9 protein-coding genes and 1 tRNA gene are annotated in these 11,068 nt (G+C 63.7%); 3 read left to right on the top strand and 7 right to left on the bottom strand.

Going from position 1 to position 11,068, the window contains the following annotated elements; translation table 11 throughout:
* Positions 1–689: 689 nt before the first annotated feature.
* A complete protein-coding gene (locus tag G566_RS0109035; RefSeq protein WP_051136011.1) occupies positions 690–3,131 on the bottom strand; it encodes a TonB-dependent receptor in 2,442 nt (813 codons plus the stop codon).
* Between the two features lie 207 nt (positions 3,132–3,338).
* On the opposite strand from G566_RS0109035, the gene G566_RS0109030 reads away from it, so the two are divergent.
* Positions 3,339–4,202, top strand: coding sequence for a tyrosine-protein phosphatase (locus tag G566_RS0109030; RefSeq protein WP_022680348.1), 864 nt, complete (start codon positions 3,339–3,341; stop codon positions 4,200–4,202).
* Between the two features lie 17 nt (positions 4,203–4,219).
* On the top strand, positions 4,220–4,780 hold the full coding sequence (locus tag G566_RS0109025; RefSeq protein WP_022680347.1) for a phosphonate degradation HD-domain oxygenase: 561 nt from the start codon (positions 4,220–4,222) through the stop codon (positions 4,778–4,780).
* Here the strand turns inward: G566_RS0109025 and phnX are convergent.
* The 5 genes from phnX to G566_RS0109000 form a co-directional block, all read right to left on the bottom strand.
* A complete protein-coding gene (phnX, locus tag G566_RS0109020) occupies positions 4,771–5,556 on the bottom strand; it encodes a phosphonoacetaldehyde hydrolase (RefSeq protein WP_022680346.1) in 786 nt (261 codons plus the stop codon). The two genes, G566_RS0109025 and phnX, sit on opposite strands and share 10 nt — an antisense overlap.
* Positions 5,553–6,665, bottom strand: a complete 1,113-nt coding sequence (locus tag G566_RS0109015) for a TIGR03364 family FAD-dependent oxidoreductase (protein WP_243442436.1) — start codon at positions 6,663–6,665, stop codon at positions 5,553–5,555. The genes phnX and G566_RS0109015 overlap by 4 nt, the downstream gene beginning before the upstream one ends.
* The gene (locus G566_RS14000) at positions 6,662–7,867 is read right to left on the bottom strand and encodes a DUF5690 family protein (protein WP_243442434.1); all 1,206 of its coding nucleotides are present in this window, start codon (positions 7,865–7,867) and stop codon (positions 6,662–6,664) included. Before G566_RS14000 ends, G566_RS0109015 begins: the two co-directional genes overlap by 4 nt.
* A 230-nt stretch (positions 7,868–8,097) precedes the next feature.
* Positions 8,098–8,184 (bottom strand) — tRNA-Leu (locus tag G566_RS0109005).
* 98 nt (positions 8,185–8,282) lie between these two features.
* Positions 8,283–9,503 carry an acyl-CoA dehydrogenase family protein gene (locus tag G566_RS0109000; protein ID WP_022680344.1) on the bottom strand — a complete coding sequence of 407 codons (1,221 nt, stop codon included), beginning with the start codon at positions 9,501–9,503 and terminating at the stop codon, positions 8,283–8,285.
* A gap of 175 nt (positions 9,504–9,678) precedes the next feature.
* On the opposite strand from G566_RS0109000, the gene G566_RS0108995 reads away from it, so the two are divergent.
* Entirely contained in the window at positions 9,679–9,996 is a 318-nt protein-coding gene (locus tag G566_RS0108995) for a hypothetical protein (protein ID WP_243442433.1), read from the top strand.
* A gap of 13 nt (positions 9,997–10,009) precedes the next feature.
* Here G566_RS0108995 and G566_RS0108990 read toward each other — a convergent pair whose 3' ends face one another.
* Positions 10,010–11,059, bottom strand: coding sequence for a tyrosine-protein phosphatase (locus tag G566_RS0108990; protein ID WP_022680342.1), 1,050 nt, complete (start codon positions 11,057–11,059; stop codon positions 10,010–10,012).
* Positions 11,060–11,068 lie beyond the last annotated feature (9 nt).

Here is an 11,068-nt window from a genome sequence, read left to right as displayed (position 1 = left end):
ATGACCTGCTGGGCCGCAGCTATCGCATGGGCCTGCGCTTCAAGATTTGAGCTCGGTTGCAACCACGGCGGGCGATTTTCGGGCCGCAAGCCGCGGGTTGCAGAGCCAGATGAGGAGCCTGTGTCGGCACACAGCCGGCACGGGTTTTTCATGCCCGCGCCAGGCCCGGACCAAACACGGGTGATCGGTGTGGCGGCAGAACAAGTAGCGTGAGCGCAGTGCTGCTGTTCAGGCGTGATCGCATCCTGCCCGGTGGCGGCTAGAGCGCTGGCCAAATGCCGATTCCGCACGCGTCACGCGCTTGAAAGGGGGCGCTTCCAACCGCGGCTGCGATAAAAGTGGATTTTGTCTGAATCCTGACGGCGCTTGCGGGATCCACAGCCTGCGCGGCTGTTTGGAAAGGCTCTAGACGGCCATCGACCCCCAATTCGACAAGACGGCGATAATGGACGGCGGATTGGCTGATTTTTAGCCAGTCGAAGGTAGAGCCCGTTCAATCGCGGAAGCGCGCCGGACAAATTGATGCTTCTGCCAGTTAAACGAGGCTGGGCGAGCACGTTGGTTCTCGTGCTCGCCCAGCTGAGATACGCATTTCCAACCCCGGCTGCGCTTCCGTCCTCAAACAGAGGAAAGCAGCCCCTTCACTGTGCGATGGTCATGCACCCATCGCGAAACGGCCGGGACGATGATCAGAAGCGCACATTGGCTTCCACACCATAGGTGCGGAAGTCGTTGAAGAAGCCGCTGATGCCGCCTTGCGGGCTGCCGGACTTCCAGAACAGGAACTGGGAGTTGAGCAGGTTGCGGGCCCACACTGCCAGCGTCAGCTTGCCATCGCCGCCGCCCAGCGGGATATCTGCAAGAGCCAGGCGGCTGTTGACGATGAAGCCTGAATCGCCCTTCGGCTGGGCAAAGCGCACCGCGCGGGTGACCGGATCATAGGTCACGTCGGTGTAGTTGGCATAGAAGCCCGAATCATAATTGCCATCAATGTGGGCGTGCAGGTTGAAGTCCTTGATCGGCAGATCATAGTCGATCGAGACGCTGGCGGTGTTTTCCGGCGTGTAGACCTGATAGATCGGCACCGGCACGGGTATCAGCACGCCGCCCGTCTGCGGGAACGGGTTGAGCGTCGGCGGGATGGTGACAATGTTCTTGGCATAGCTGGCCGACAGGGTCAGGCCCTTGGCCGGGTTGACCAGAAACTCAAGCTCGAAACCCTTCACCCGGCCGGTGCCCGGCGCATTGATGATGTCGGTGGTGGTGCGGGTGGTGGTGACGCGGACACCGTTGATCACGTCTTCATACAGGCCGCTGAAATCGAGCTGGATGTCCTTGTACGTCCCCGTGAACGCCGCGAAGTTGAAGCGCACCCGGTTGTCGAAAAACTGGGCCTTGCCGCCAATTTCGAAGATCGACACGGATTCTGGATTGAACGAGCGGTAGGTCAGCGAGCGCGAGCTGGCGCCGCCCGAACGATAACCGGTGCTCCACTTGCCATAGACCAGGATATCGTCTGTCACTTCGGCAGCCAGGGTGACCAGCGGATCGAAGCGGCTCCAGGCCTGATCAAGCGGGATCTTGGCAGAGACGTTGACGCCATTCACCGGCACAATCGGGAGGGCCCCGTTGATGGTGAAAAGATTGCCCTGCTTTTGGTCACGCGTCCAACGACCACCCAAGGTGAGGTGGATCTTGTCGTCAGCAATCGGCGGCGTGTAGATACCCTGGCCGAACACACCAACGCTGGTGACCCGCACATAGCTGGCGCGCTGGACGACCTGCGTGTTGAAATCGATCTGGCGCTGGGCGAAGGTGGTGCCGGCGGCATCCGTGACGACATTGGTGTTGAACGCCTGGGCGTTGTCCTGCACCTTTTCCTGATAGAACAAGGCGCCGGCAGCGAACTTCAAGCGGCCGATTTCGCCGACTGCTTCCAGTTCCTGGCTGAGTTGGTTCTGGCGGAATGGCGCCACGCTGATCCGGGCAAACTGATAAGGCCCGCCGGCGGTGGCAATCAGGAAGTTGCCATTGGGATTGGCCGCAGTCGGCGCGATCGACAGCGTCGAATCCGCCGAGCCATTGTCCCATTGGGTCTGGCTCATCACGCGATAGGCCGTGATCGACTTGAACTTCAGCGTGGAAGTCGCGTCCCATTCCATACCAAGGCGATAGCCTTCGGTCTTGCCGATGCTCAGCGGCTGCGGCACGCCCACCTTGGCGGCGCTGAGCCGGGTTGCCGACACCGGGTTGATCCCTGCCACGAAGTTGGGCGCGATCGCCGGCGCAGTGGCCGTGGCCGGAAGGCCCAGCGGGCGGGTAACCTGCTGCAGATACATGGTGCTGGTGGCATCATAGCTGTTGTCGACTGCGACATCGACGCTGAAATTGTCAGTCGGACGCCACAACGCTTCGAGACGGATGCCGCGCTTGTCGAAGCTGTTGAAATCGTTCTGGCCTTGCAAAGGGTTGTCCACCATGCCGTCGCGACGCGAAAGGATGCCGTCGATCTTGAAGCTGATGTTGGCGACTTCCGGCAGATCGATGTGGGTGACCGCGTTGTAGCTGTTGTAGTTGCCAACGCCCAAAGTGGTGTTGGACTTGAACTTGCCACTGGGCTTCTTGGTAACGATGCTCACCGCGCCGCCCATGGTGTTGCGGCCGAACAGGGTGCCCTGCGGGCCCTTCAGCACTTCGATATTCTCGACATCATAAAGCGCAGCGCCCAAGCCCTGAGCGCGGCCGAGATAGACGCCATCAACATAAACGCCGACGCCCTGATCGCGGGCCGGCTGGTTGCTGTCCGCCATCACGCCGACGCCGCGGATGTTGATCACGAGCACGCCGGGGCGCGAGAAGAAGGGTGCAATCTTCAGCGACGGGATGGCGCCATCGCCAAGATCGAGCAGCGACACCACGTGGCGGTCAGCCAGCACGGCGCTGTCCAGCACGGCAATGGCGATCGGGGTCTTCTGCAGATTTTCGCTGCGCTTTTGCGCGGTGACCACGATTTCGGCCAGACCCTCTGCCTCGGCATTTGCGGCAGCGGCCGCATCAGCTGCCAGCGCAGGTTGAGCGACGAGCAATGCGACAAGCGATGTGGTGGCCAGATTGGCCCGACGGATTTTCATGATGCTGCCCCTGTTTTGAATGCGCCGGCCTTGCAGCCGATCGCGGTATGCCAACCGTGGGCGTACCGGTGGTGTGTAAATAAAAATTGGCTTTCCAGTTAAGCTTTCGCGGCAAAAATCTTGCGATTTGGTTGCTCGCTCCGCTTGTCATTGCTCTGACACAAGGGCGGGCTAACGCCGGCGCGTTGATGAGCCGAGAGAACCACAATGCACATGCGACTGCCGCTGATCCTGATTGCCATGCTGCTGCCGCTGGCGCCCGTCGTGGCAAAGGCCGTGGCGCCGCCGCAAGCTGTGGCGGCGCCGCATGATCGGCTGCTGCCGCTGCAGGGCGGCAATAATTTCCGCGATCTGGGTGGTTACAGGGCCGCCGACGGGCGCAGCGTCCGGTGGGGCCTGTTGTTCCGTTCTGGCGCGATGGCAAGCCTGACACCGGCGGACTTTGCCACACTTGCCGGCCGTGGCATCCGCACCGTCTGCGACTTCCGCGACGTGCGGGAACGGACGTCGGCACCGGTCAACTGGCCGGCCGGCAAGGCGCCGGTGGTGCTCGCCGATGATTATCAGAATGACATGAGCGCCATCGTCCGCCTGTTCGGCCCCACACTGCCCTCCGGCGAGCAGGCGCGCGCGGCAATGACCTCCACCTATCCGCAGATCCTGAAGCAGTTCAACGGCCAGTACCGCCGGATGTTTGGCGAACTGCTGGCCGGCCGCGCGCCGCTCGCCTTCAACTGCTCTGCCGGCAAGGATCGGACCGGCGTGGCCGCCGCCCTGCTGCTGACCGCGCTGGGCGTCGGGCGTCAAGACGTGATCGGCGATTACCTGCTCTCCAACCGCTATTTCGATCCCGGCAAACTGACCGGTGGCAATGATCCACAATCGGCCATGTTCCGCCGGATGCCGCCCGAAGCGCTGCAGGCCATCATGGGCGTCGATCGCGCCTATATCGAAGCGGTGTTCGCCGTGATGGACGCCCACAAAGGCGGTGTGGATGGCTATCTGGCCGGCGAGCTGGGCTTGAACCTGACCGAGCGGCGGGAACTGGTGAGGCTTTACACAGAACGCTGAGCCGGGTGGCAACAGCCATGACCGACGCTGCTCTCGACCAGTTGCTGGCGCCATTCCGGTCCGCCGGCATGCAGCATTACGGTGAGCACGTGACGCAATATGCCCATGCCGTGCAGTGCGCAGCCCTTGCACAGGCGGCGGGTGCTGCCCCTGCACTCGTCGCTGCCGCGCTGCTGCACGACATCGGCCAGTTACTGGATGACGCGGGAGCGGCGGCTGAGCATGACACCGTTGATGCCCGCCACGAACAGCGGGGTGCAGACCTGCTGGCCCACTGGTTCGGGCCGGCGGTCACCGAACCCGTTCGCCTGCATGTCGCGGCCAAGCGCTATCTGTGCGCCGTCGATCCAGCATACCAAGCCGGTCTCAGCGCCGCCTCCATCCTCAGCCTTGTGCTGCAGGGCGGGCCGATGGACATCGAAGAGCAGGCCCGTTTCTGCGCGCAGCCGCACGCAGCCGATGCCGTGACGCTGCGTCGTTGGGATGATGCTGCCAAGGATCCCCACTGTGCGGTGCCCCCGCTCGACAGTTGGCGCCCTCTGCTGGCCAGCCTGCTGCGCGTTTCTGCTCAGCCGTAAGCAAAGCCGGTCAACACTGCCGGCAGATCGGCCACGGTATCGATCACCACATGGGCGCCGGCCGCCAGCAGTTCGGCCCGGGCAGATGCGATACGATCGGCCCGCTCCTCCACTGGAAGCACCGCCAGCGCCTCGGCCGACAGGCCAACGCTGTTGCCACTGGCGGCCACACCCACCGTCCAAGTGCCGGCGCTGCGCCCCTCGGCTATGCCCACCGCAGCGTCGTCCACCTTAACCACAGCGGCGGCTGGCCATACCCCCAGTTCCACCATGTTCTTCCACAGCATCAATGGCGAAGGCCGACCGAAGGCCGTGTCACCGGCGCATACGAGGCAATCAGGGGTATAACCCTGCGCGGCGGCGGCGGGCAGGATATCGGCCATCATTTCCCGCGTGTAGCCGGTGCACGAACCGATCTTCACGCCTTGTCCGCGCAACTGGCGCACCACGTCGGCAGCGCCGGGGATCAGCACGGCGGTTTCGCGTGCGGCGGGCTGCATCAGAGGGGTAATGCGGGCAAACAGCCGGTCACCGTCTGTCACGTCAGGGGTCTTGCCATAGCGCGCGGCCCAGGCGGCAGCCACACGCGGCTGGGCGAGAATGGCGGCGATATGGTCGCGCTTTGCCATCCCCATGTCGGCCCGGGCCTCGGCCTCGCTGATCGGCACATCAAAGCCATCAAACAGCTTGAGCAGCGCCACCACTGGCGCGCGGCTGCCGAAATCGATCATCGTGCCCGCCCAGTCGAACACCACAGCCTGCAGATTTGCGCTCAACAGATTGGCTCCCTATTGCCGAACACGCCGTTCACCGTTTCTTCGGCCAGCGCGAACCCGGTGGAAGCACCGGTGCCACTGGTCACCACCACCAAGTGCACGCCGGGCATCGGTGAGCGCACGATGCTGTGGCCGGCGGCCGAGGCATAGGTGCCGGTCCAGCGTTCGGCCACCGCAGGAGGCGCGCCCAGAACCGCCTCATACTGGCGAAGCATGGCGGCATCGATGTCGGCACGACCGAAGGGGTCAGGTGTCGGGCCATATTCATGGCTGTCACCCACCACCAGGCTCCCATCGGCGCTCTGCACCACAATCAGATGGATGCCCCAACCAAGGGCTTCGGCTTGTTCCTGTTCCAGCTGGGCCTTCAACGCTGCAGCTTCGGGCAGCGCGGCATAGCCGAGGTAGCGGACCAGGCTGAGATCGCTCATGACCGGGGCCGGAAGCCGCCAGCCGGGCGCCGCAAGGCGCAGCATCTGCAGCTTGCAGCGAGTGATTGATTCCTCGGCATAAATCGACGGGAACAGCGAGGCCCAGTCATCGCCAGGGCAGGCGAAAATGGCATCGGCCGCCAGCGCTTCACCATTGGCCAACGCGACACGGCCGGTTTCCATACCCACTACGGCGCTGCCGAAACGGAAGCGCACGCCATGCACCTCGGCCAGCCAGGCGGCCAGTCGGGGCAGCGCTTCGCGCGATTCGACGCGCAGATCATGCGTGCTGAGGATGGCGCCAGCAGGCGCATGGGCCTGCGGGCAGAGATCGGCGACCGAAGATGGGTTCAGGCGTCGGCACCCTTCTCCCATTTCAGTGGCCATGAAGGCATCGAGGACCGCCGATGATTCAGGGCGCTGCCCCACAACAAGCAGACCTTCCTGATCGATGCGGATGCCAGCGGCGGGTGCCACGTTCCGCCAGATGGCGGCGCTGCGCCTTGCCAGGCGCCACACCCGGCCTTGTTCCTGCCCGGTGACGGTGATGAAGCCGAAATTGCGGATGGAGGCGCCATTCGCGCGCGCGTCCCGGTCGACCACCATCACCCGCGCGCCAGCGCGTACCGCAGCCAACGCATGGGCCAAACCGACAATACCGGCGCCCACCACGATCACGTCAGACAATCAGGAATCTCCCGTTTTTGGCCGGCCCGGCGCCAGAAATACAGGGCCGAAATACCGGTAAGCACGATAATGAGCACGGCTGCGACATGGGCAAATGCGATGAACAAGGGCACCCAGTCCGCGGCAGGGGCAAACAGGCTGCGCCACAGCAGAAGGGCGATGCTGCCCGCATACCCAGCAGTGTCGGCAATGTAGATCAGGAAACCGGCATTGGCCGTTCGGCCCAGCACGGCAATCATGCGATCAAACAGCATGGCGTTGAACGGTAGATAGGCCAGATAAAGCCCTGCACCGGCCAGAATCATCCACGGCATCGGGCCAAGTAGGCCGGCCTGGAAAGCCAATGTGCCCAGCCCCAAAAGCGCGCCGCCCAGCATGATCACCCCGTGCATCGCCAACATTGCCTTCACGTTGTCGCGCACCAGGATCAGCCCGGCAAGTGCACCGAGCGCGATCACCGCCACCGGCAACTCGCTGGCGGAAAACACCGCTGCCGACCCGCCCATGCCTAACGCCGTCCAGAGTTCGGCCGCGAAATTGTCCCGGAAATCGCGCATGGCGGTGAGCACGATATAACTGGCCGTCAACAGCGCCATCGGTAGCCCATGCGCCTGCAGAAAGGCCGCCCGCTCGGTCTTGTCCATAGGGCGGCGCGGTGTTCGCTCAGCCTCGTCGGCGGCCGATGGCGCCGGCATCCGCTCCAACAGCCATAAAGACAGAATCAGCACCGGGAAAAACGGCAGGCCGGTTGCAGCTGGCATCCAATGTTCCGGTACGCCTTCCTGCAACAACAGCGCACCGGCCGACTTGACGACACCAGAGGCCAGGATGAACGCCCCGCACAACATGGCACCCAGAAGTTCGGTGGTGCGCCGCCCTTCCAGATAGCTGAACACCAGCCCCCAGATCATCCCAAGTGCAAAGCCGTTCATTAAGATACAGGCCAGACCAAGCACCGGCGGCAGCAGCGCAAAGGCAATCAGGCAGGCCCATGAAATGCTGATCAGGCCGAAGATGACGCTGGCTCGGCCTATGCGGCCAAATTCAGCCATCACCCTGATGCCAATGAGCTTGGAGGCGGCATATCCCACCACCTGCACGATCACGAGCGCCGTTTTGTAATCAAGGCCGAAGGGGTGAAAGCCGACATCGGTCCAGCCTGCCACGGCCAGCGGTTTGCGGAATGCGTACATGGCAAAGTAGGCCGCAAAGGCTGCCAAACCGCCCAGCAGCAACCGCGGCAAATCTCCGGCCATACCAAACCATGGCGGCCCCCGCCCGCGCGATTCTTGCCCCTGCACACCCATGAACATCGCGGTCCATTAAACATGAAGTGCGGCAGAGCGATTACAATTTGGAGATAACCGCTCGATTGTGCGCTTACCAACCTATCCGGCAAAGCCGGCCCGGTATTGTTCCCAAATGGTGCGGCCAAGAAGACTCGAACTTCCACGGCCTTTCGGCCACAACGACCTCAACGTTGCGCGTCTACCAATTCCGCCATGGCCGCACACCAGGGAAATGAAGCGCCTGAGCGCCCCTTCGGCAGATGGCGCGGGTAGCAGGGGAGGGCTTGTGGTGCAAGCCCTTCCCCGCCGCCTTGCAGCCTTAGTTGTATTTCCGCAGTTCGTTCTTGGCGATGGCTGCGCGGTGCACTTCGTCCGGGCCGTCGGCCAGGCGCAGTGTGCGCTGGCCGGCATAACCACTGGCGAGGCCATAATCCTGGCACACGCCGCCGCCGCCATGGGCCTGGATGGCGTGGTCGTGGATCAGGCAGCTCATGTTCGGCGCCACCACCTTGATCATCGCGATCTCGTTGGCCGCGGCCTTGTTGCCGACTGTGTCCATCATGTAGGCGGCCTTGAGCGTGAGCAGGCGGGCCTGTTCGATGGCGATGCGCGAATCGGCGATGCGCTCGTGCCACAGGCTGTGTTCCGAAATCGGCTTGCCGAAAGCGACGCGGCTCTTCAGGCGCTTCACCATCTTTTCCAGCGCGCGTTCGGCGGCGCCGATGGAGCGCATGCAGTGGTGGATGCGGCCCGGGCCAAGGCGGCCCTGCGCGATTTCAAAGCCGCGGCCTTCGCCCAGGATCATGTTGGCAACCGGCACGCGAACATTGTCCAGAATCACTTCGAAGTGGCCGTGCGGCGCGTCATCAAAGCCGAACACGTTGAGCGGGCGCAGCTTGGTGATGCCGGGTGCATCCAGCGGCACCAGGATCTGGCTCTGCTGGCTGTGCCGCGGCGCGCTGGGATCGGTCTTCCCCATCACAATGGCGATCTTGCAGCGCGGATCACCCACGCCCGACGACCACCATTTGCGGCCGTTGACGACATAATGATCACCGTCGCGGCGGATGGAGGTTTCAATGTTGGTCGCGTCGGAAGAAGCGACAGCCGGTTCGGTCATCAGGAAGGCGGAGCGGATTTCGCCGGCCATCAGCGGCTTCAGCCAGGTCTGCTTCTGCTCTTCGCTGCCATAGGTGCGCAGCACTTCCATGTTGCCGGTATCGGGCGCGGAGCAGTTGAACACTTCGGATGACCAGCCAGCGCGGCCCATTTCCTCGGCCAGCGGCGCATATTCGAGGTTGGTGAGGCCGGGGCCCTTCCACTCGCCGGTGTCGTGATCGCAGATGTTGAGGAACAGGTTCCACAGCCCGGCGGCGCGGGCCTTGGGCTTCAGTTCCTCGATCACCGGCAGCACCTTCCAGCGATCGCCTTCCTGCACTTCACGATGATAGCGCTCTTCGTTGGGGTAGATATGCTCGTCCATGAAGCCGCGCAGCCTTTCGATCAGGCCTTTGGTTTTGTCGCTATATTCGAAATGCATGGCGCACCTTCCCCGTGTGTGGATTATTGCATGTTGCAGCGCACAGGCTGTCACGCCTGACCCTGCTTGGCCACTGGCAAAAAGGAAAGAGCGGACGATTGCGTAGGGCGGGCCGCTTTTGCTTGCGCGTGGCATCGGGCAAGCTGTGGCCCCAGCACAGGAAGCCGATGAGCCGATGATGAATCTTGTCGAACATGCGTTGGCCGCGGTGGCCATCCAGGCCGTGATCGGCCTCACCACCCGCAATTGGTGGATCGGAGCGGCGCTGGCCAGCGGCTATTTCCTGGGGCGAGAGGTGGCACAGGCGGAATATCGCTGGATCGAACAGTTCGGCGATGGATTGCGTGCCAATCTGCCGTGGTGGGGTGCGCTGGATGCCCGGCTATGGGTGCAGCCGGAACAGGTGGCCGATTGGCTTGGCCCGGTACTGGCAACGTGGCTGGCGGCCGTGGTTGCCAGTCGCAATCGCACCTCGGGACGCCGACAGGGATGACAATGGCCCTGCCTTATTCGAGATAGGCCGCCTGCAGCGCCTTTCGCCGGGCCGGGGTCAGGCCGGCTTCGCGTTCGAGATAGGCCTCTACGGTGCCGTATCTTGCTTCAATCTCGGCAAAGGCGCCGGCGAGGAAGGGCGTGCCATCGGCTTCCACCAGGGGCGTGGGCGCGGCGGCCTGCGGTGTCTGATAGCCGGCAAACATGCGCGCCACCGGATCATTAGCAACCACCGCCGGATCCAGCCTGGGCATTTCGAACTGCGGCCGGCGCAATTGGGTGGAAAGCTGATAATCGGCCATGATGGTGGCGCGCGGCACGCCCAGGGCTGACAGGATCATGGCGGTGACAAAGCCGGTGCGATCCTGCCCGGCGGAGCAGTTGTAGGCCAGTGCCCCGCGCTCATTCAGCACGCGATCGAACACCAGCCGCAGATGCGGGGCGAGCAGGGTGGGGAAACCGCGATAGATGGCACTTCCATTGCGCACCGCCGCCACACCACCGGCCGGCATCAGGGCCGCCATCGAATAGCCCACCGCATTGTAACGCACCTGTTCGATGCGGGTCGGGGCCAGGCGGCGTTCTTCGGCCGAACGCAGATCGACGAGATTGGCAAGGCGCAGCCGGGCGATCTGGGCCTGATCGGCGGCAGTGAGCAGGGGCTGCCCGCCCGAACGATAGATCAGGCCCCAGCGCACATGTTTGCCGCCGGCGCCCTGATAGCCGCCGATGTCGCGGAAATTGGAGCCGGCCTCCAGCGGCAGCAGCCGTTCGGCGACGCGCAACGTCTTGCCCGTGCCGCGTTCCCTTAGCAGCACATAGCGGCGCTGGCCGGCTGGCACGCCGAGGCGATGTTCGCCATCGCCGTCTGCCGCCGAAGCCAGCGTGGCAGCACGGGCAGCCGCGTCTGGCGCTTCGCTCACCAGCACGTCCACCGGGCGCTTGGCTGTCCAGCGCACCACCAGGGTTTCGGCGTCGATCCGTTCGACGCTGGCTTCGGTCAGCGCATGGGCTGGCGCGGCGGCTACAAGGCCCAGTGCGATCAGGGCAAGTTGCTTGGTCATCGGATCGGC

Source organism: Sandarakinorhabdus limnophila DSM 17366, from assembly GCF_000420765.1.
GTDB classification, from domain to species: Bacteria; Pseudomonadota; Alphaproteobacteria; order Sphingomonadales; family Sphingomonadaceae; genus Sandarakinorhabdus; species Sandarakinorhabdus limnophila.
This window is presented reverse-complemented; position numbering and strand designations above follow the sequence as displayed.

Coding starts and splice junctions, on each gene's coding strand:
- G566_RS0109035 (WP_051136011.1), bottom strand. CDS start 3,131: ATGAAAATCCGTCGGGCCAATCTGGCCACCACATCGCTTGTCGCATTG.
- G566_RS0109030 (WP_022680348.1), top strand. CDS start 3,339: ATGCACATGCGACTGCCGCTGATCCTGATTGCCATGCTGCTGCCGCTG.
- G566_RS0109025 (WP_022680347.1), top strand. CDS start 4,220: ATGACCGACGCTGCTCTCGACCAGTTGCTGGCGCCATTCCGGTCCGCC.
- G566_RS14000 (WP_243442434.1), bottom strand. CDS start 7,867: ATGTACGCATTCCGCAAACCGCTGGCCGTGGCAGGCTGGACCGATGTC.
- G566_RS0109000 (WP_022680344.1), bottom strand. CDS start 9,503: ATGCATTTCGAATATAGCGACAAAACCAAAGGCCTGATCGAAAGGCTG.
- G566_RS0108995 (WP_243442433.1), top strand. CDS start 9,679: ATGATGAATCTTGTCGAACATGCGTTGGCCGCGGTGGCCATCCAGGCC.
- G566_RS0108990 (WP_022680342.1), bottom strand. CDS start 11,059: ATGACCAAGCAACTTGCCCTGATCGCACTGGGCCTTGTAGCCGCCGCG.